Origin of the sequence: Clostridium intestinale DSM 6191 (assembly GCF_900130055.1) — a bacterium.
GTDB classification, from domain to species: domain Bacteria; phylum Bacillota; class Clostridia; order Clostridiales; family Clostridiaceae; genus Clostridium_T; species Clostridium_T intestinale.
On sequence record NZ_FQXU01000004.1, the window covers coordinates 402,480 to 421,864 of the forward strand.

23 protein-coding genes are annotated in these 19,385 nt (G+C 28.3%); 7 read left to right on the plus strand and 16 right to left on the minus strand.

Annotation, left to right across the window (positions count from 1 at the left end; translation table 11 throughout):
• Positions 1-61: 61 nt before the first annotated feature.
• The 3 genes from BUA92_RS05790 to BUA92_RS05800 all read right to left on the minus strand — a co-directional run bounded on the left by BUA92_RS05790 (position 62) and on the right by BUA92_RS05800 (position 1,528).
• Positions 62-514: a MarR family winged helix-turn-helix transcriptional regulator gene (locus tag BUA92_RS05790; protein ID WP_073017663.1), complete on the minus strand. Its 453-nt coding sequence runs from the start codon at positions 512-514 to the stop codon at positions 62-64.
• A 326-nt stretch (positions 515-840) separates the two neighbouring features.
• A complete protein-coding gene (locus tag BUA92_RS05795; protein WP_073017664.1) occupies positions 841-1,173 on the minus strand; it encodes a hypothetical protein in 333 nt (110 codons plus the stop codon).
• A 19-nt stretch (positions 1,174-1,192) separates the two neighbouring features.
• Positions 1,193-1,528 (minus strand): hypothetical protein, encoded by a 336-nt coding sequence (locus BUA92_RS05800; RefSeq protein ID WP_073017665.1) that lies wholly within the window; start codon positions 1,526-1,528, stop codon positions 1,193-1,195.
• A 182-nt stretch (positions 1,529-1,710) separates the two neighbouring features.
• On the opposite strand from BUA92_RS05800, the gene BUA92_RS05805 reads away from it, so the two are divergent.
• Complete coding sequence (locus tag BUA92_RS05805) at positions 1,711-2,790, plus strand: collagen-like protein (RefSeq protein ID WP_073017666.1); 1,080 nt, start codon at positions 1,711-1,713, stop codon at positions 2,788-2,790.
• A 144-nt stretch (positions 2,791-2,934) separates the two neighbouring features.
• On the opposite strand, the gene BUA92_RS22805 is transcribed toward BUA92_RS05805, so the two are convergent.
• From BUA92_RS22805 to BUA92_RS05825, 5 genes are all read right to left on the minus strand, one after another.
• Positions 2,935-3,420 (minus strand): AraC family transcriptional regulator, encoded by a 486-nt coding sequence (locus tag BUA92_RS22805; protein WP_083553423.1) that lies wholly within the window; start codon positions 3,418-3,420, stop codon positions 2,935-2,937.
• Between the two features lie 42 nt (positions 3,421-3,462).
• Entirely contained in the window at positions 3,463-3,807 is a 345-nt protein-coding gene (locus BUA92_RS22810; RefSeq protein WP_083553424.1) for a helix-turn-helix domain-containing protein, read from the minus strand.
• Positions 3,808-4,066: 259 nt separating this feature from the next.
• The gene (locus BUA92_RS05815; protein ID WP_073017667.1) at positions 4,067-4,267 is read right to left on the minus strand and encodes a hypothetical protein; all 201 of its coding nucleotides are present in this window, start codon (positions 4,265-4,267) and stop codon (positions 4,067-4,069) included.
• A gap of 132 nt (positions 4,268-4,399) precedes the next feature.
• Positions 4,400-5,101: an ATP-binding protein gene (locus tag BUA92_RS05820; protein ID WP_073017668.1), complete on the minus strand. Its 702-nt coding sequence runs from the start codon at positions 5,099-5,101 to the stop codon at positions 4,400-4,402.
• Positions 5,076-5,999: a phage replisome organizer N-terminal domain-containing protein gene (locus BUA92_RS05825; RefSeq protein WP_175550861.1), complete on the minus strand. Its 924-nt coding sequence runs from the start codon at positions 5,997-5,999 to the stop codon at positions 5,076-5,078. Before BUA92_RS05825 ends, BUA92_RS05820 begins: the two co-directional genes overlap by 26 nt.
• Positions 6,000-6,496: 497 nt before the next feature.
• On the opposite strand from BUA92_RS05825, the gene BUA92_RS05830 reads away from it, so the two are divergent.
• The gene (locus BUA92_RS05830; protein WP_073017670.1) at positions 6,497-6,907 is read left to right on the plus strand and encodes a helix-turn-helix domain-containing protein; all 411 of its coding nucleotides are present in this window, start codon (positions 6,497-6,499) and stop codon (positions 6,905-6,907) included.
• A 248-nt stretch (positions 6,908-7,155) separates the two neighbouring features.
• Positions 7,156-7,320 (plus strand): hypothetical protein, encoded by a 165-nt coding sequence (locus BUA92_RS23205; protein ID WP_175550862.1) that lies wholly within the window; start codon positions 7,156-7,158, stop codon positions 7,318-7,320.
• A 612-nt stretch (positions 7,321-7,932) separates the two neighbouring features.
• Here BUA92_RS23205 and BUA92_RS05835 read toward each other — a convergent pair.
• The 4 genes from BUA92_RS05835 to BUA92_RS05850 are packed head-to-tail and all read right to left on the minus strand — an operon-like array spanning position 7,933 to position 13,363.
• Positions 7,933-9,762 carry a hypothetical protein gene (locus BUA92_RS05835; RefSeq protein ID WP_073017671.1) on the minus strand — a complete coding sequence of 610 codons (1,830 nt, stop codon included), beginning with the start codon at positions 9,760-9,762 and terminating at the stop codon, positions 7,933-7,935.
• Positions 9,752-11,758 (minus strand): McrB family protein, encoded by a 2,007-nt coding sequence (locus BUA92_RS05840; RefSeq protein ID WP_073017672.1) that lies wholly within the window; start codon positions 11,756-11,758, stop codon positions 9,752-9,754. The genes BUA92_RS05835 and BUA92_RS05840 overlap by 11 nt, the downstream gene beginning before the upstream one ends.
• A complete protein-coding gene (locus tag BUA92_RS05845; RefSeq protein ID WP_073017673.1) occupies positions 11,759-13,123 on the minus strand; it encodes a hypothetical protein in 1,365 nt (454 codons plus the stop codon).
• Positions 13,124-13,363, minus strand: a complete 240-nt coding sequence (locus BUA92_RS05850) for a TIGR04540 family protein (RefSeq protein ID WP_073017675.1) — start codon at positions 13,361-13,363, stop codon at positions 13,124-13,126.
• A 327-nt stretch (positions 13,364-13,690) separates the two neighbouring features.
• On the opposite strand from BUA92_RS05850, the gene BUA92_RS23715 reads away from it, so the two are divergent.
• The 4 genes from BUA92_RS23715 (at position 13,691) to BUA92_RS05860 (ending at position 15,416) form a co-directional block, all read left to right on the plus strand.
• On the plus strand, positions 13,691-13,816 hold the full coding sequence (locus tag BUA92_RS23715; protein ID WP_278335123.1) for a hypothetical protein: 126 nt from the start codon (positions 13,691-13,693) through the stop codon (positions 13,814-13,816).
• A gap of 96 nt (positions 13,817-13,912) precedes the next feature.
• Positions 13,913-14,119: a hypothetical protein gene (locus BUA92_RS05855; protein WP_073017677.1), complete on the plus strand. Its 207-nt coding sequence runs from the start codon at positions 13,913-13,915 to the stop codon at positions 14,117-14,119.
• A 68-nt stretch (positions 14,120-14,187) separates the two neighbouring features.
• Entirely contained in the window at positions 14,188-14,406 is a 219-nt protein-coding gene (locus tag BUA92_RS22960; protein ID WP_139259311.1) for a hypothetical protein, read from the plus strand.
• Between the two features lie 35 nt (positions 14,407-14,441).
• Positions 14,442-15,416: a bacteriophage abortive infection AbiH family protein gene (locus BUA92_RS05860; protein WP_207650337.1), complete on the plus strand. Its 975-nt coding sequence runs from the start codon at positions 14,442-14,444 to the stop codon at positions 15,414-15,416.
• Between the two features lie 916 nt (positions 15,417-16,332).
• Here the strand turns inward: BUA92_RS05860 and BUA92_RS05865 are convergent.
• The 4 genes from BUA92_RS05865 to BUA92_RS05875 all read right to left on the minus strand — a co-directional run bounded on the left by BUA92_RS05865 (position 16,333) and on the right by BUA92_RS05875 (position 19,326).
• A complete protein-coding gene (locus tag BUA92_RS05865; RefSeq protein ID WP_073017681.1) occupies positions 16,333-17,334 on the minus strand; it encodes an AAA family ATPase in 1,002 nt (333 codons plus the stop codon).
• 449 nt (positions 17,335-17,783) lie between these two features.
• The gene (locus BUA92_RS05870; protein WP_242950070.1) at positions 17,784-18,371 is read right to left on the minus strand and encodes a TIM barrel protein; all 588 of its coding nucleotides are present in this window, start codon (positions 18,369-18,371) and stop codon (positions 17,784-17,786) included.
• Positions 18,335-18,505, minus strand: a complete 171-nt coding sequence (locus tag BUA92_RS23565; RefSeq protein WP_242950072.1) for a hypothetical protein — start codon at positions 18,503-18,505, stop codon at positions 18,335-18,337. The genes BUA92_RS05870 and BUA92_RS23565 overlap by 37 nt, the downstream gene beginning before the upstream one ends.
• 290 nt (positions 18,506-18,795) lie before the next feature.
• Positions 18,796-19,326, minus strand: a complete 531-nt coding sequence (locus BUA92_RS05875) for a hypothetical protein (RefSeq protein WP_073017683.1) — start codon at positions 19,324-19,326, stop codon at positions 18,796-18,798.
• Between the last annotated feature and the right edge of the window lie 59 nt (positions 19,327-19,385).

Here is a 19,385-nt window from a genome sequence, read left to right on the forward strand (position 1 = left end):
TATTTTCAAAAATGAAAATATCCCTTCTACAAACTCTCTGTATACTCAAGTTTATTGTATATTATTCTTTACTTTCTTGCTCTTCCTTTATTATTTCAGCGAACTTTCCCATAATATTTTTTAAATTAAGTAAGTCTTCCCAACTCATTTTTGAATAAAAACGTTCAATAATTTCTAGCTCTAATTTATTGCTATTTTCTATATACTCTTCGCCCTTTATATCTAATTGAACAATAATTTCTCTACGATTATCAGGGTTAATGGTTCGTTTTATGTACTTTGAACTCTCAAGTCTATTTAATGTCTGGCTAATAGCACTGGGAGAAATATTCATCAATTTTGCTAATTCTTTAGTAGAAATACTTTCATTTTCATGAATATGCCCTAATACAATAATCTGACTATTGCTAATATTGTCATCTAGTAATTTTTCATATTCTTTTGTGAGCATGCTATTACATGCATATTCTAATTGATTAATTTCTTTTACAATATTAATTATTTTGCTATCCATTCCATTCACTCCTATCAATAATTAATATATTTATAAATTATATATATGTCAACTAATGTTCGGATAAATTTCCACATTATTACTATACAAGAAATATATATAGATAATACTCATAGCTTAATCATATCATCTTTAACATATTCTGTAACACTAAATTTTCAGCAAGCTTTTTATTTTATCTTATTTTTAACTAGTACTAAAAAATACCGCAAATTCATTTCGAATATTACGGCATTATAAATAGTACTATTTAGTTAAAACAGTAATAAATATTACTTATCTATTCTTCTAAGGAACACTTCTTAGTTTTCAATTAAACACACTATTTAAGATGGTTTTGGACTAATAGTTACTTCTCCATTGCCAGTTACTACAAATAAATACTCGGGCATCATTGGTATTGTATCTATATTTAATGAATAAGGAGCTAATCTTATATTTTGAATTGGAATATAATCCTTATCAAAGATTAGCACATGAACACCATTAGTTTTTGAAATATTACTTACAGTGTAGATATTACCTTGAGAAATATTAAAATCAGACAATCTATAAATACCCTCCTTAAAAGTTTCAGAAACAGCAAATACAGACTTTACTCCAATTGTATTTAAAGATAAACATATAAAAATTAAAAACAAAGCAACAACTTTCTTCATAACCTATCTCCTTTAATTGCTAACTATCCTTGGAAGTTAAATATACTTGACCTTCCCCAACTATTAAAATTACGTAGTTTGGCTTAAGAGGTACTGTGTCAAACTTTTGTATATTAGGAAGCAGTCTAATTGATTCCACTATAACCTGGTTTTCATCTAAAATATATAAATACATCCTCTTGTTTGTAGAAACATTCTGAATAGTAAAGATATCACTTTTTGATATATTAAGATCAGATGATTTATAAATCCCCTGTGAAAACAAATTGCCACTGATTGCAAATGCATGTTTTAATCCAATTATGTTGAAAGTTAAATATAAAGAAATTAAAAATATACCAATAAATCGTTTCATCCTTCGCCCACCTTTCGGTTTTATTTTACGTAATAAATATAATAATATTCATAAGCTTTTAACTCTTAAAATTTATTTATAATAAAAATAGTAGTAGTTTTATCATTGCAATAACCCAAATTTCACTACCCACCATAATATATATAGTGGTTATAAATATAATAGTTTGGAGGTGAATTAATATGTTAAATGATTGTAATAATTGTTGTAATAATTGTTGTACTCTTGTTTATAGAGTGTTCCCTACAGGCTTTACCGGATTCACAGGTTCTACTGGTGCTACTGGCCCTACTGGTGATGTTGGTGCCACCGGTGTTACTGGCCCTACTGGTGTTACCGGCGCTACTGGTGCTACTGGTGATGCTGGTATTGCTGGTGTTACTGGCGCTACCGGCGCTACTGGTGCTACCGGTGCTACTGGTGATGCTGGTGCTACTGGAGCTACTGGTGCTACCGGTGCTACTGGCGCTACCGGTGATGTTGGCGCTACTGGTGCTACTGGTCCTACCAGTGCTACTGGTCCTACTGGTGCTACTGGTGATGCTGGTATTGCTGGTGTTACTGGCGCTACCGGCGCTACTGGTGCTACTGGTGATGCTGGTGCTACTGGCGCTACTGGTGCTACCGGAGCCACTGGTGTTACTGGCGTTACTGGTGCTACTGGAGCCACTGGTGTTACTGGCGTTACTGGTGCTACTGGCGCTACTGGTGTTACCGGCGCTACTGGTGCTACTGGTGATGTTGGTGCTACTGGCGCTACTGGCGCTGCCGGTGTTACTGGCGCTACTGGTGCTACTGGCGCTACTGGTGATGCTGGGGCTACTGGAGCTACTGGTGTTGGTGCTCAAGGGCTATCTGAATACGCCTATATTTACAATTTAGCAGCTCAAGTTGTTGCATTAGAAGCAGATATAAATTTTAGTGATAATGGCGTAATTGTAGGAACAATTACCCACGCACCAGGAACATCTACAATTGCTATTGGTACTGCTGGCGACTATGCTGTATTTTTTAATGCTGCTGGCGTAGAACCAAACCAATTTACTCTTTACCAAAATGGAGCTCCTGTTGCTGGAGCAATCTATGGATCTGGCGCTGGAACTCAACCAAATCCTGGCATGGTAATTATTACAGCTGCAGCAGGCGATGTTTTAACATTAAGAAATCATACAAGTACTGCAGCCGTAACTTTACAAACACTTGCAGGTGGAACCCAAATCAATTCCAATGCTTCTGTATTAATCCAAAAATTAAGTTCATAAAAATATTGGAAAAATTAGAAACTATTTTCACGTAATTTTTTGCTACGTAAAGTTTTCTTCACACGTAGCACATTTTTCACAAAAATATAAGCCCTGTAAACATGAGAGTTTACAGGGCTTATATTACATTTTTGTTTGTCTTATTTATTCAATTGGAATATAAATATCAGTAAAACTCTTATCCTTCATATTCTTTGGTGGCTCTGTCACATATAATTCAAAGGGAAAAGTATCTCTTGGTTTTACTTTTTCTTTGAATAACCACTGGTTATACATATAGCTCCAAGCATCTCCATATTCTTTAGCAGATATCTCAAAATGCCCTACTCCATATTTCCCATTGATATTCATCACATTTATGTCTTCTATCTCATTAACCTCTACATCCTTAGGTATAGTCATAGCCACACTTGTTCTAAGATTTTTCTCATCAGTTATGAATGGGTTGTCTTGATATATAGTTAGTACCTTCGTAACATTTTCTATTATCAAATCTCTTTCTTTAGCAAATTTAAATAGTTGGTTAAATAGCTTTCTACTATTTTTTCTAAAGTCAACATAACTCCCTTTAAATCTAACATATATTACTCTAATGTCAATATTTTCAATTGTTATATTGGGTTTTTCCATAAGCTCTCCCTCCTTTAGCTATATTATAAGGAAAGATTTATCTTAAAGCTTTTCCATTCTTGCTCTTCTATATTCTGTTGGACTAACTCCATAATACTTTTTAAAAGCCTTATTGTAGGAACTAGAGCTAGTGTATCCGTATTTATATGCAATTTCTGTAATAGTAATATCCTTGTTAACCACTAAAAATATTGCTGATCTCTCCATCTTCATTCTAGTAATAAATTGATTTAAGGTTTCCTTTGAATATTTAGTAAACAATCTATGAAAATGATATGGAGACAGATTAATATTGTTTGCAACATCCTCTAATGTAATTTTTCTATGCAAATTTTCTTCTATATAATCTTCTGTTTTATTAATAATTTTAGTATAAATTTTATCCATAGTTTCTCCTACAATTTACTCTAACTTTTAAATATACTTTCTTTATATAGTATAGTCATCATTATAACATTTTTTCTGACATTATATTATTTAGTGTAAGAGCTTTCTTTAATGCACATTCAGTAATAATTATTTATAAATTTAGAAGTAAAAATACCGCAAAATCCATCTCTGAATATTGCGGCACTTATGATTATTATTTTTTAATTTAATTTTTAAGAGAAATATAAAATAGCATAAATTTAAGTTGTAATCTTACCTAACGTAAGAAATATTCATAATAAGCACCTTGAAATAGTAAAACTATTTCTCCTAAAATACCCAAACAAAAAAATATAAAATAGTAGGTTGCCTTTGTTATATCCTTATTAAACAACTCCTTGAATGTTTGAATAATTATTTCATCAAATTTAAACCAACTTAGAATCCATCCAGTAATGAGAAAAGTACCAATTGCCATATTAAATCCTCCTTATATTCACACTTTTTTTCGCAAACTTTAATCAATTATATCATATTTATTCCAAATCCCTAATCAAAATCTCCCATACAAAATCAGGATTCCTCCAGCTTAAAATCCTATTCACTCCCCCTACCTCAGCCTATAATTATTACCGCTCTCCTTCTGAATCTCCATAATATAGCCCTTACACATCTCATATATTCTGGAACCTATGGCTTCATCAATGTTAAGAAGCTTCTCTAATACACATTCTGTACTAATTATCATAGGGAGGTTATTTAGATATCTATAATTAAGAATCTCAAATATTATGCTTATATCAGATTCACTAATCTTTCCCTTAAATAAATCATCTATAAGGAGCACTTCTGCTAGTTGATATTTAGAAATTATCTTCTGATAGTATTCATCATCCATTATATTTTGCTTAATTTTCACAATGCTATCCCTATATGGCATATACACAACCTTTATACCTTTCTTTAAAAAGTTTAAAGCTAAAGCAATTGATAGATGTGTTTTTCCTCCCCCAACTTGTCCACAAAATAGGATGCTGTTTTTCCTAAAGCTTCTTATGGAACTAAAGTCTTTATAATAGGCTAGCGCTATATCTCTAGCTTTTCTAGAGCTTTCATTCCAAACAGAGAAATTTGAAAATGTTAGCTTATTTTGCTCTATCTTTATGCCTGATCTCTTCCAATCATTTTTTATCTTATCTAATTCTCTGCATTTGCAGCTAATTGCTATAGGTGCACTATTACTTTGAGGAACTAATATCCAACCAGTATCACGACACTTTTCACATTTATAAGATTTCTTCACATATTTCATTTCTTTCTCTTTCAGTGAGTGTTCTTCCCCATTGCTTTTTAAGGTTGTACTTCTCTCCTGTACCTGTTTCATTATTCTCGTTAATGCCTCCATTAAAATCCTCCTCCCCTTTAAGTGGATACCCTTCTTTCTCCCAATTTCTAAGTATCCCATTTATATATTTCATAGTAGGTTTACTTCTTTTTAATGCAGTGTTCATAGCCATCTTTACATGTTCAACTCCATACTTAGCTATAGATACCTTAACTTCTGTTAGTGATATTTCTTCAGTATCCCCTGTTATACCACTAAAGTAACTTAATAGACCTTGAGAGAGACTTTCTATATCTTCATTCTGATTATTGGAACTTTCTTTTTCTCTATCTCTCTCTTTAAACTCTAACTCTTTATCTTTATTCTCTAGCTCTCTCTCTGGTGAATGTTTGTCCAAAAATGTCCCATTGGTTTCTGAGACATCTTTAGGACTTTTTTGTGACATTTGTCCACTATTTTCCCTTTTACCTTGACCTATTAAGGTCTTTTCCTCTTCTATTCTTTCTCTATAAAGTCTCTTTCTATCAGCCTCACTACTGGATTTACCTATAAAGCTTTGTATATTCATCATGTACATAGTGCCATCATCTAGCCTTTCTATAAGTTTCATAGAATTTAATATGTTAAGTCCACTTTTAACAGTATCTATATTTAAATTAGTTATTGTTGCTATCATATTCTCATCATAGGGTATAAAATCATTAAATCTAAGCGCCCCGTCATACTTTAAGGATTTCAAATATAATTTAATTAAGAGATTTGAGTAATATATACCATTAGGTAAGCTTTCTAATATCTTTATTTCTTCACTGTCAAAAAAATTATCCTTTAGTTTCAGATAGTAATATTTCCTATTATCAGCCATAAAACCCTCTCCTTCATTTAAAAATAAAACCACTTGAAATTTTTTAAGCCCTTCCATGTTGGAGTAATTCTCATATGTGTACACCTTTTTATATAATCTTGTAGAATTTTAATATTCAAAATCATTTTCTCCTTAATTCATTTTGATTTATAATATCTTGGTGATTTCCTCCATACATTTCTTTTCATATTAAATGAATCTTTTACAAAAACTAATACCAAACATCAAATGTATCTTTTGTGTTACCTTTTTCTATAAAATTTTTTCACATCTTTAAGAGTACAGTCTTTCCTACTCCTAAATATATAAATGTAAGATTTGCCACACTTGCACCTCCTTTTATGTGCTATTGTCGTTACTTTATGAGTTAATTATATGTAACATAAATAAAACAGTCAATAAGCTTTTTAATATTTCTACAAAATAATGTATTCTTATCGTTACAAAAGTTTCTATTAGTGTTAACTTGTTTTACAATTATGATAGGAGGTGATATTTTGAGTACTTTTGGAGAAAGATTTAAAACACTTAGATTAGAAAAAAATTTAAAGCAAGAAGAATTAATTAATGACTTTAATAATAAATATCATTACTCTTTTACTAGATCAGCAGTTTCTCAATACGAAAACAATAAAAGAATTCCAGAGATAGATGCATTAAAAGATTTTGCAAACTATTTTAACGTTAATTTAGATTATCTTATAGGTAATTCAGATATTCGTAAAGTTGAATCAAATTCAACCGTATATAAATCTAAAGTTGATGGTAAGGTAATAGAGATTGAAATATCTAAAAATCACCTTCATAAATTATCAGATAAAGAGGTACAAAATCTTATAAATCAACTTAAAGCTGTTGGGTTTGATGTAGAAACACTAATTAAAAACGCCAAAGAACCTACAGAATAATTATTTATCTGTTATAGTTTATTATCAATCTAAATCTGAAAAAGTATTGCTAAAAAGTTACAATTCTTCAGATTTAGATTCTTTTATTATAATTTTCTTAATTTTTCCTCCATATATTTACATTTGTTAAATGTTTATGTAATATTATATAAAACCATATAAGTTTATTAAATTTTTAACAACCTTTCTATGTTCTATAAAAATAGATATTTAGAACATTACTTCACATTTAGTTGGGGGGAATTGTAATGTTAGAGGAAAACATCTTATCAATTAAAATTAATGGAATCGTTGTATATGAGAAAGCAAAGGATACAAAATATATACAGAAAGAAGAAAATATTATCATTGAAGAACACTCGCTTAATTCAAATAAATCAGATCCAGTGGTGTTACCACGCAAAAAAGTATAGTAAAAAGGCTCTATTACTGGGATTAATCCGAGTAATAGAGCCTTTTTTCTAAAATTCTTTTGGTGAGAGCCGATGTAGATTTTATAAATATCACTAGATATTTATTAAGCCTCAAATTTTTTGAAGACACTTGTTTTGTACGGGTCAATTAATTATTATATTAAGTCATGGTAAATATAATATAGAAATGTAGACTGAATGTAATAAATAAAGATACAGTTTTGTCCTCATGTATTTTATTTATGCGAGTTTTCCAGCAATGGTACTTATTTTACCTACTTCATTTTCTTCGCATCACTTTGAAACCACTATACCAATTTTAATCCTTTCATTGAGTCTATTTTCCTAAAGCTTCATCTCTTCATCTGTAGATTTCATAATAAAACCTCCCATTTGATTACTTTATGAAAGTATACCAAACCGAAGGTTATTTTTCATGACGTCATTTCTTTCACCTCTTATTAAACACCTCTTCAAAGTTAAAATTTAATGTATTAATATAATAAAGGATTGGAGTAAAGATGTATGTTCGTCCTTCTCCAATACTACTAAGATATGATAACATATTTTTTGTATATTATCTTGTATATAAATTAAGTACCTGTACTGATTCTAATTTAAAAAATAAGTATCTATTTCATGTTTAAGTTCTTCATACCCAAAATGTTTTGTTATATCAGTTGTAGAATTTGCTTCTACTTGTATAAAAGAAACATTCATATCATCATACCCATACTGTATAACCTTATCCTGTTTTGGGTATATAATTATAACTTCCTCTACAATTCCTCTTTTGGTTTTATTCCTGCTTTTCTTTTCCTTATCGTAGTAGCCAAAATTATAATAATCCTTCGCTTGTTCTATAGCTCTAGAAGGTCCATTTTTGCTTTGGAGATTTCTGCTCATACAGCATTTTACTTCAATAACAATAGAGCTTAATAACTCCTCAGTTTCATTATCAAATAGACCTAAAATAATATCTGGCTTATAGTGTCTTCCATTCATTCTTACAAAATCACTTATGTTCTTTCCTATGATTGTTGTATTAGCCTCAACTTCTTTTTCATAAGCGAGCTCCACTCTTAAATTATCTTTTATCAAGATAATTGGCTTATTGGTTATAATTTCACCATTAAATAATTCTTCATCCATATTATCTGCTAGCCACCCACTTTTCCACTCAAATCCAAAATCCTTTAATATACTTATAATTAATGACACTGAATAATACTCAAAAAGTTTGGATGTCTTTTTACTTGGAAAATAAGGTTTTCTACTTTCAGGATCATTTTTTTCTATAGCTAAAATATTAAAATAAAAATCATAAACTTGATAGTATCTGTTATCTCTCAGTAACTTTTGTGATGGTTTTAATGCTGTGCTAATATATGTTATTTCATTTAGCCAAGTTTCATTAACATATGTTAGTAGTATACTTTTTATTTTTTTTAAATTAGTGAGTATATCAGTTATAAAGGCATCATGTTCTTGTAATTTATTAATATCATCTTGTAAAAATTTAAGTTCTCTTCTTTTACTCTCTTTATGCTCCTTACTAACAACTCTGTCACTTTTCAATATATTGTAACTCAACTCATTATCTTGATATATATTTTTTTTATTATTGATTATAGATTTTGAATTAGATTTAATTATTGTATATCTATTTTCAATGAAAAGAACCATTTCTAATGTCTTTTCAAGTATTTGCTTTATATAGCAATTTTCTAATATATTACTATCGAGAAAAGAATGCTTTTCAAGCACAATATCTGGAGTATATATATTTTTATTTTTGCTTAGTCCTTTTGTACACAACCATCTTTGACTTTTTACATCTTGCTTTCTTACATAATACTGTTCTCTATATCCTTTTTTTATATCTGTAAGAGGATCCTTAATTATACTGGATACACTATTAATAACATTTTCAATATTATTACTAATATAAAAATACATTTTGTTTAAAGAATATTCTTCATCTCCATATATATTCTTTTGTCCCGCCATCCTCTGTATATATAAATTTTGTGATAAACCAGTCATAACTGTTTCAAGATATTTTCTTATATTAATTAGTCCTTCCCATGTTACTGATTTTGAATTAATAAAGTATAGTCCTTTATATGTCTTTGATTTAGTTAACACATTAATACCATAATAACCAGGCGTAAGCATACTATCATGATCTTCGGCTTCCGATATAGTTATTAATCCATCACTTGGATGTATCTGCAAGGGATATTCTGAAATACTACTATCAATTTCCAGAATAGCATTCTTATCATCACTTTCAAACTCTACCGCAATTTTACTATACTCATCAAATGCTACAACCACATCCCCTAAATCTTCTTTTGTAGTATCATCTATAATTAAATACTTTGTATTAGTTAGTATCTCATTCCCATAGAAGACATAAAAAGTTGCTTTAGTTTGCATACCCATACACTCCTAATTCCCTTGCTTTTCTAATTATTTCTTTTTTAGTAACTTTAAAGTCACTAATTCTTACTGCTTCCTCAGAACTAAAAAATTCATATAAATTACTATTTGTAGGTTCTTTACTTTCACTATCCTTAATGGTACCTATAAGCTTTCCATATTTTTTCTCTGCACCTTTAATTTTTGTTATTAGCCTTTGTTTTATTTGAAGATCAAAAGCTTCTCTCTTTAGGATAGTTTTAGTTCCATCTAAGTTAGAGGGAATATTCAGTAAATATTCAGCTATTTTTTTAGTTATTCTAAAAGATACACCTTTTTGATTATCAACTTCATTCAATAAACTATGTAAATCATCCAAAAACTTAATTTCTTCATCTGTATACGCCTCTGACCAATTTCTTTTAACTGTCCATGATTGATATTCCTCTTCGCTGGCACAACGTGAAAAATCTTTATCTTCCATTTTAATATTTTTTAATTCTTTAACTTCTTTCTGGAATTTTACTAGATTTTCTTTCTTAAGATTTATTATATTTGCTCTATCAAGAAGTCTGTCAGAAAAATCTTTTGTAGTTTCATCTGTATTTACAGTCCCTATAAATTTAACATTATCCTTTATTATTATTGAAGGGGGGTACGACTGTTTGTTTATACAATGTGTTGAAGGATTATATAGAAATAATCTTCTATCCTCAGGCTTTCTTTCTAATAACGATATAAAAGGAGAAAACCAATATTCTACTTGCGAAAGGTTCATTTCATCAAAGACTACTACATGCATTGAATTTGGATTATCCTTAGCATGTAATAAAAATTCACTAAGACCTGTCTCAGATGGAATGAATAACCCAGTTGCATTATTCAAATATCCAAGTAAATCCCCTGGCTCTGTAAATGATGGGCTTATTGGAAGAAATAATAGGGTGTCTAATTGTTCCGAACACTTTAGCATTTTAGCATATGCAGTAGCTAGCTCTGATTTTCCTGTTCCTGACATACCAGATAATATTGTTAGTGGATTAGTTTTCACGCAAGTATGTAAGTTAATTAGGTCTTCTTTTGAATAACATAAATTATTTCTTAATGTAAATTCTTTAAAATCATCTATAAACATGCTTTCTTTTACATTAATTTCATTACCTTCACTTTCAGTACTTTCATTATTTTTATTTAATATAATTTCACCCATTATTGGATCAGTTAAACTCTCTACTTTTCCATTTTTCTCTAAATTATAAAGAGCATTTTTTTCTATAAAAATCACTTGTACTCCACTAACTTCTATTATTTTCCCATCCATTTCACTGTTTTCTATATCTATTTTCACACGTTTTATCCTATTATCGAATTTTTCACATATCCATCCTGTTCCATCAGAAGATTTCGTCCATTCAGGAAAATTAAAATATATATAGTTATTACACATAATATGTTCTGGAGGATACATTTGCTGAGAATAATTGCTTAGTATAATGCTACTACCCTCAACTATTTTCTTTTGAAATTCTGAATTGCTAATTTCTACTATAGGTATAGTAATAAACTCTGTATCTTCATCAACTTTTATATCAGATTCTACATTTACTACAACTGCATTTTTGTATGGTTTATCACTTAATTCTTTATGAGTAAAATTTATTTTAGGTCTAAATACAATTAGCTTGTCCTTCAATTTGTCATATATCATCTGTTTTTTCTGATCTAAATTCTGTGTCAATTGGTAAGTGTACGGGATAAGCCAGCTGCTTTGGGAATTATCTATACCTATATATAACGGGTTTACTATATCAGGGTCTATTAATTCTACTACAGGTTCTGGATCTATACTTAATGGTTTTATATAAAAAATAACGCTATTTGAATTTTTCAATGTGGTCACAGCTTTCTGTTCATCACCTGATGGGTAAAATTGTTCATTTTCAGCTAATACTCCTACCATATAACATTGATTTGATCTTATCAATTTATTTTTATTCTCTTGGGACATAGTCATTTAAATCACCTCGTACTTATTTTTAATTAGAGATATTGTTTCAATTAATTTTTTTTCATCATGTACTGAAATTGAATCTACAATTACTATTCCATTCTTAATACAATACTTTTTTATATTCATTAGCTCTCTTGTAGATACTCCTTCTCTTTGTATAAATAATTTTTTTATAGTACTAATTTGCTTTTTCCAGTTATCAATATGGATAAACTCAACTTCCCCAAATATAATTTTTGCAACTTCAATATGCATACAATATATTACACCAAATATTTTTTCATCTACTTCATTAAGCTGAAAATTGTATTTGTAGTATAGCTCTGTACTGGTTATTTTATCAGTATAAGTTTTTATTTTTTCTCTACATTCTTTTAATTCACTATTTAATAAATCATTTTTACTTTTCAAGTCTTTTACAGACTCAGCTAAAAAGTTGTTTCTATTACACTGTATGTCCATTTGTTCTTTGACTTTATTTATTTCTTCTTCACTTTTCATATTGGCTTTTACTTCGCTTTTTAACTTTTGAATAATTTCCTTATTCTCCTTATCCTTATCCTTCCCCGCTTTCGATAGTTTTTTATAGTCATCATTTAACTTATTTACTTTATCTTTAATTTCTCTCAATTCTTCTAAACTTTCTTTACTGCCATTCATACTTTCTTTTTCAAATAATGATACTAGATAAAAAAGAATATCAAAATCTAAATTTATTAGTATTTCTTTATTTACACCATTGTGAGTTCTTATGTATTCAAACTTCATAAATGTATTGTTATCTTCGTTATTGTCTTCTAATTTATTGAATAAATCTACTATGCTCCAATTTTTAATATCATCTATATTTTCTACAGTTGACTTTAATAAGTTCGATTTTATAGCTTTAAGAAAGTACTTTTTTATATCCTCAAAAATACTTTCTCCCAAATTATTTAATAGTTTAGAAGAGTATTCTATAATTTCATTTTCGTTATTAAATTTAAAGTCAAAATCAAATATGTATTTTTTATTGTTTATATTATCATTAATTAATTCTATATATTTGTTTTCATCAGGATATTTTATTAAAAGGTTTGCAAATTTTACATAATCAGGTATTTTATTTATATCCTTATTAAGTGTTATAAAAAATTCTTTTTCGTTTAGAGATTCCCATTCCTCTACTTTATGCCGCATTAAAATAGCCGTAAATGGATTTTGAATTCCTTTAGACTGTCTAATTGTATGGTTTGTTCTAACTATTGTTTTTATCTTTGTTTTCTTAAAATCCAAGTTTTTAGTTCTAACATTACAATTAAAAAACTTTAATATATCATTTACCTCTATATCATCGGCTAAATTCATATACATATCAATTTTATTCAATTAGGTATCTTCCCTTCTAACTTTATTTATAAGTTCTAACCTTTTCTTTCCACACTTATGAATAATTACAGCCTTAAATCCGCTATTTGTAAATATTTTTTCTTTATTATTTTTTAAAATTGAGTTAATCTTTTCAATCATATTTTCTTCATTGATTTCATTTCTCCAATAGCTATCAATAATAGAGTTTAAAGCAATTCCTATCTCATTAATATTTTTATAATATGTATTTATTTGAATCCCCCCTTAATTAAATCTGGATAAAATTTGGATAAATATTGTATTGTAATTGTATCATATTTTTGTTTAAATTGTTATATTTAGACTATATAATTATAAATTTACATACAATAAATTTTTATCCAATAAAAACTTTTGTAATTAAGGCTTCATAGTTATTGAGAAATAAGTAGTTTCGTGGAAATGAGATAATATAATTTTGGATTAATATGATATAATTAACTTATAATTGTAAAATAAAGTTATAGAAATAGGTAGTAATTTGATGATTATTAATAAAGTGGACAAACTTGGAATTTGTCTTTGAAAAGGAGATAGTTATTAACTATGAATAAACAAATAAATGATATGAATGTACTTGATTTTGGGCGCTTAATAAGTATGATGTCTATTGACACACCAATCTCTATTGAATTTGATAAGAATTATGGACAAAAAGAAAAGAGATGGTAGACTTGTCAACGTGAACACCTTATTATTTGGTGTCTTCATCACCCAACTCAAGGTATTGTTGGGTTTAAACATGAATCAAATAATAGTTCAAGAGTCATGTATAATAAATTTGGACGTCCAGAAACATTACTCTGGTTAGCAGAATCACTTGGCGAAGATAAAAAAGTTCTTTTAGAGATTGTAACTGAAATTAAAAACATCAAAAATTGTAGAAGTGCATACGCTAAATTCAGAAGAAAAATTTCATTTGATAGGATTTTAGAATTAATTGAAAGGTATAATTTGGGGATCTATGCTAACTAATTTGAAATTTAGGGTTGAAAACATAAATAGTAATTTGACGATTCAGTTAAGATTAATTTATAGCAATAATGGCAAACTCCAAAATAGAAAGTACAATGGAGATAAAAGAGAAAATGAAGTATTTTTTCTATGATGAATCCGAATATAGAAGAAGATTAACAAAAGATATCCTTTCAGCAGATAATTTCGTTGAAAACTTTGTTGCTAATATTGTGGTATATTGGAAAAAGCTTGTATTACAATTTGGGATAATACTTCCACGTGTTATTTGTTTCGAGATGAATTAATGGTATTGAAGATATTTAGAGGAGATATGAATGATATGAAAAATATGTATATTATTGGAAATGGTTTTGATGTTGCACATGGACTTCATACGGACTATTGGACGTTTAGAATATATCTTGAGGAGAATTATCCAGAATTTTTAATAGAGTTTGAAAAGTTGTATGGCATTCAGCAATTAGACGACACAGAACCTTGGTATTCCAAAAAAACTCAAGAAATATGGAACAAATCTGTTAATAAAGATCTTTGGAGTGCATTTGAAGAGTCGATGGGGCATCCTGATATCACTGATATGCTTAATTTCTCTTCCTGTATTCTTGATGACATGGATTTAGATGGAGGAAATATTGGGATTCGAGATACAATGGACGTTTATTGGCGAGAACAGTTCGGTTTTGTAAATTTACTACAGAATTATCTGAAAGAATGGATTGAGCAGATTGATACTAGTAGAATTCTTCCTAGGAAGAATGAGTTAATAGGTAATGATGAAGACTTGTTTTTGAACTTTAACTATACTGATGTGCTAGAGCATGTATATAAAATTGAAGACGTTACACATATTCATGGAAGCATTGAGAGCGTTTCAGACATCTCACCGATTATGGGACATTGTAATAAAGCTGAAAGTGAGAAACATCGTAAGTGGGCTAAAGAAGCAGATGAAGAATATGATGAAGGTGAGTCAAGCATTCAAAGTGCAGTAGCTGATTATCTGGAGGCATTATTAAAAGATACTAACTCAATAATTAATTTTCATAGTAGTTTTTTTAGAAGTTTAAATAAAATAGAACATGTTATAATAATCGGTTGGTCAGCTGGAAGCGTTGATATTCCATATTTATTGAAAATCAAAGAGTGTGTTAGAAGAGATACAAAATGGACAGTATATTATTATAATGATGAAGCATATGCTAAGCTTAAGAATGCATTTGATGAAGTCGAAATTGATGGAAATTATGAAGTAGAGTATGTACAGACTGATGAGTTTTGGGATAATGCATTGTAACCAAGAAAAGGGACATGTTTTTAATAAAAAATACATGAGAGCAACGGTTTAGAATTGCCCCTAGCATAAATTTTCTACTTCATTTTGGGGGAGAATTCCAAGAACCCCATGTGATCCCTTGGATTTATAGTACTCTCGATATAATCAAAGACAGAAAGTTATAGCTACTGAAATTAATGATAGGGTTAAGGGGAGTTCCTTCCTTCTTGAGATAAGTTTGGCCACTCATTGATCGATATGAACTATACATTTATAACATTATACATACAAATTCCAATTTGTAGCATTTATTAACCAAATACTATTTCTAATATTGTGCAAATAAAATTAAATATAAAGTTATAAGAATGTCGTATTATTTAAATAAATTTACGCTATTTTTAGTTCGCATCTTAGAAATATTATAGATTATTGAAAATTTATTCATAATAAAAACTGAAATAGATTTAAACAACTTAAACCTATCTCAGTCGTAGCTTAATTTAGCAAATTAAGCTATCCCTAATCCAATTCTCTTTTAGTAGCTGCTCAGCTACATTATTATCTTGTCCATAGTCTTAGATATTAATACCTTATTCTATAATTTATTTATATTATTCTTTTATGAATAACACTAGTTTGTTTTCACTTTTTTATAAAATCCAGTATATTTTAAATTTTTCTAATTATTTTGATTTTAGAACCATTCACAATATCTAAAAACTTATATGATTAAAATCAAATATTTTTCTGCTCAATAACTACTTTTAAGGTGATTTAATTTTTTTAGTATTTATTAACATCTTATCTACTAATTATTTTTTAATCTCTCTTTCCCTTCAGATATTATTTGTTCATTCTATTTAACTTTTATTAACACTATTTATCTATGCATAGTTATTCATTATTTTATAATCAGTACACCTTATAATTGTATTTATACTCCATAGGTTTCATTTAATTTATCATTATCTATTAACCTAATACCATTGTTATCTTTTTTCATTACTCTTAACTCATTAGCTGTTATATTTCCAATTACATGTGGTGAATGAGTAGCTATAATTAACTGATTATTATTTCCAATACTTTTATACACATCAATTATCTTGCTCTGCCACTCTGGATGAAGTGATATTTCGGGCTCATCAATTAATATTATGGAGTTATTAACTTCTAAGAATTTTAGGGCCAATGCTCTTAAAAATAATTGTTTTTCTCCTGAGGATAAACCAGTAATATCAAATTCTTTCCCTAATCCATTTCTAAATATAGGTTTAGTTTCACTTGTTTCAGATAAACCTACCAATTTTATATCTAAATTCATAATAGAAAATATACTATTTATATCATCACAAACTTTATCTATAACTTCTCCTATAGTTTTATTTCTATTTTTGAATATTTCTTTATTTATTTTTGTAGCTATAAATGATGGTATGTTTTGAGTCATATTTTGGTCTACTATATTTTGAAAATGTGGTGTGAAATTCAGTGTATTATCCACCTTATTAATCTTTTCGAAATTAATTTCTGTTGGCATATATACAACTTTAGGATAAGTAGAGTCATATTCAAATCCATAAGCAAACTCTGGACTTAACATTCCAATTTCATCCTTCTCTAACTTCACCGTAGATGTATACAAATCAGGAGTCAACTCTACTTTATCATCTTCCACTTCTTTATATCCACGTTCATCGATTTCAAATGAATCATAAATACATTTTAATAAAGTAGTTTTACCAGAACCATTTTCACCAATAACAACAATAGTATCTAATATCTTTCCCTTATTATCTTTAAACTCTATCTCTAAATCATTAAATACTTCATGATTATTAAACTTTATTTTTTCTAATTTCATATAATCACACCATTCCTTGATTTCTTCTTTTCTTTCTAAACTCAATAAAGTACTGTTTTTCTTTACTTCCATACTATTATGATATGTTACATTGCATAATTTCTCAACAAAAACTGTTGTATCTCCTAATATTAATCCTTTATATCCTCATTCTAAAATATACATATTAATATTTTAGAATTAACAGCAGCTAATCAAAATTTTGTTAATCCTTCACCCATAAAATTATTTTAAATTTTAGAATTTGTAGAATATAGATAGATATATTTTTCTCTAGATATCTATCTAGCTATATAACTATATATAGTGTTTATGCGGCTTCAGAGCATTTTGCTGATAAAATAGTTTGACTTACAGTAATCTTAATTTATTTCATTATAAAAGAGTTCATTTTATGAACTCTTTTTCTATCACAGTTACAAACAATGTTTGTATATAATAACAAATGCAAAGAGCCTCATGGGCGTCCTTTTATTTGTAAAATAAGAAAATTCTACTTTAACCTAATTAACTCAGTATTTTTATAATCCCACTAAAAATTCTATAATTTCTTTTGATTTTACTATGTCAACATTGTCCTTAGTTACTTCAAAAATAATTTTCCCATCATAGTTACATAATATTTCATCAAATATATACTTAAAATTTATTTCACCATGTCCTATTGGTAAATGTTCATGTATAATATCAAAATGTTTATCTGTAATATGAAGTATTTGTGGTACTTTAATGAATACCATTTCTTTCAAGTGTTCATAGCTGTATATATGTGCTATGTCTAATAAAAATTCTAAATCTGGATTATGATTAAACATTATCTCAATTTCTTTTGATGTTGAAAATATAGGGTCTAATTTACTATTATTTTCAAGGTAAAGAGTTATTCCATGAGGCTTTAGCATTTCTAATGTTTTTCTAATTACATTTGTAAGTTTATATATTGTATTTTCATCGATAACTTCGCTATGACATACAGGATGAATTATTAATTCTCTATGATTTAGTTTGTTCAATATTTTTATTAATTTAATCGTATGATCCTCTATTTCATTAATATCTAAAACAGCATGAATTATTGTAGGAAAACCATAGCTAATAATTTTATCCAACCTATTATTTTCTGATTTATGATACCACCTCTATCGTACCAAACCTGCATTAACTTAAAATTATTTTTTTTTGCAAACTCAACTTCTTCTTCATAAGGATTATTGAATCTTGCTAAACATCCCATTTCTACCATATAATCACCTTCCCTTTTAATATAACAATTCACAATAATTTACAATCGTGTGTTAATTAAATTATACAAAAACACCACATAGGAATACCCAATTAATCAAATATCAGCTTGTTCAAAGTTTCCTATCGAACAAAGTGAGACTATTATAAAAAACCCAGAGCATTACTTCCTGGGGTTAGGGCTTGAGCATCCCATAAAATTAAAATGGCATCCCCATGATTTAATTCTGAGAGATGAAGATTTAAAGAATGGGATAGCTACTGCTACTATTAGTTTCTTATCAAATTTATCTAATCATTAATATGGTTAATATAATTATTAAATTCTTTAAATGACAAACCCTTTTTAACTTCATAAAACTCTGTTGTAGGACTATCTTTTCCATCTCTTAATTCTTTGTAGTAATTAACAATAGTATTAATTGCTGATTCTTCACTCTCATATTCATATATGCCCTTTTTCTTAAAATTAGGATGCTCAATATGATACACTTTATTATTTAAATAGTAAAGCAAAAAGCAATGCATATGCTCCTCTTCTTCCAAATTACCGTAATCATCAGGCTCATAAATCCTGCAACAAAACATTTTATTTTCTATATTTAACCTAGTAAATAAGTAATGCATCAACTCAACTTGTTCAATGCATGTTCCTAATCTATTTTCAATTGTTTCTTCCAAAGATGATGTTCTATACATTTTTCGAAAATCTTTCATTGTTTTAATATGTTTGTTATTATTTATATCAATCCATCCATATTCTATATAATCATTCATATATCTAAATATATCTTCAGGACTTTTTATTCCATCAATATCCATATATCCCTCTAACCTCCAAACCTTTAAGATTACTATCTTTTGCTTTAACTTTATCTTTA

Bases quoted from the DNA above. Each gene is read 5' to 3' on its own strand.
- BUA92_RS22810 (WP_083553424.1), bottom strand. From the start codon at position 3,807: ATGGATAAAATTTATACTAAAATTATTAATAAAACAGAAGATTATATA.
- BUA92_RS22805 (WP_083553423.1), bottom strand. From the start codon at position 3,420: ATGGAAAAACCCAATATAACAATTGAAAATATTGACATTAGAGTAATA.
- BUA92_RS05860 (WP_207650337.1), top strand. From the start codon at position 14,442: ATGAAAAATATGTATATTATTGGAAATGGTTTTGATGTTGCACATGGA.
- BUA92_RS05790 (WP_073017663.1), bottom strand. From the start codon at position 514: ATGGATAGCAAAATAATTAATATTGTAAAAGAAATTAATCAATTAGAA.
- BUA92_RS05800 (WP_073017665.1), bottom strand. From the start codon at position 1,528: ATGAAACGATTTATTGGTATATTTTTAATTTCTTTATATTTAACTTTC.
- BUA92_RS23715 (WP_278335123.1), top strand. From the start codon at position 13,691: ATGAATAAACAAATAAATGATATGAATGTACTTGATTTTGGGCGCTTA.
- BUA92_RS05855 (WP_073017677.1), top strand. From the start codon at position 13,913: ATGTATAATAAATTTGGACGTCCAGAAACATTACTCTGGTTAGCAGAA.
- BUA92_RS23565 (WP_242950072.1), bottom strand. From the start codon at position 18,505: ATGGTAGAAATGGGATGTTTAGCAAGATTCAATAATCCTTATGAAGAA.
- BUA92_RS05865 (WP_073017681.1), bottom strand. From the start codon at position 17,334: ATGGAAGTAAAGAAAAACAGTACTTTATTGAGTTTAGAAAGAAAAGAA.
- BUA92_RS05815 (WP_073017667.1), bottom strand. From the start codon at position 4,267: ATGGCAATTGGTACTTTTCTCATTACTGGATGGATTCTAAGTTGGTTT.
- BUA92_RS05835 (WP_073017671.1), bottom strand. From the start codon at position 9,762: ATGCAAACTAAAGCAACTTTTTATGTCTTCTATGGGAATGAGATACTA.
- BUA92_RS05795 (WP_073017664.1), bottom strand. From the start codon at position 1,173: ATGAAGAAAGTTGTTGCTTTGTTTTTAATTTTTATATGTTTATCTTTA.
- BUA92_RS22960 (WP_139259311.1), top strand. From the start codon at position 14,188: ATGGCAAACTCCAAAATAGAAAGTACAATGGAGATAAAAGAGAAAATG.
- BUA92_RS05840 (WP_073017672.1), bottom strand. From the start codon at position 11,758: ATGACTATGTCCCAAGAGAATAAAAATAAATTGATAAGATCAAATCAA.
- BUA92_RS05820 (WP_073017668.1), bottom strand. From the start codon at position 5,101: ATGAAATATGTGAAGAAATCTTATAAATGTGAAAAGTGTCGTGATACT.
- BUA92_RS05805 (WP_073017666.1), top strand. From the start codon at position 1,711: ATGTTAAATGATTGTAATAATTGTTGTAATAATTGTTGTACTCTTGTT.
- BUA92_RS23205 (WP_175550862.1), top strand. From the start codon at position 7,156: ATGTTAGAGGAAAACATCTTATCAATTAAAATTAATGGAATCGTTGTA.
- BUA92_RS05825 (WP_175550861.1), bottom strand. From the start codon at position 5,999: ATGGCTGATAATAGGAAATATTACTATCTGAAACTAAAGGATAATTTT.
- BUA92_RS05875 (WP_073017683.1), bottom strand. From the start codon at position 19,326: ATGGATATTGATGGAATAAAAAGTCCTGAAGATATATTTAGATATATG.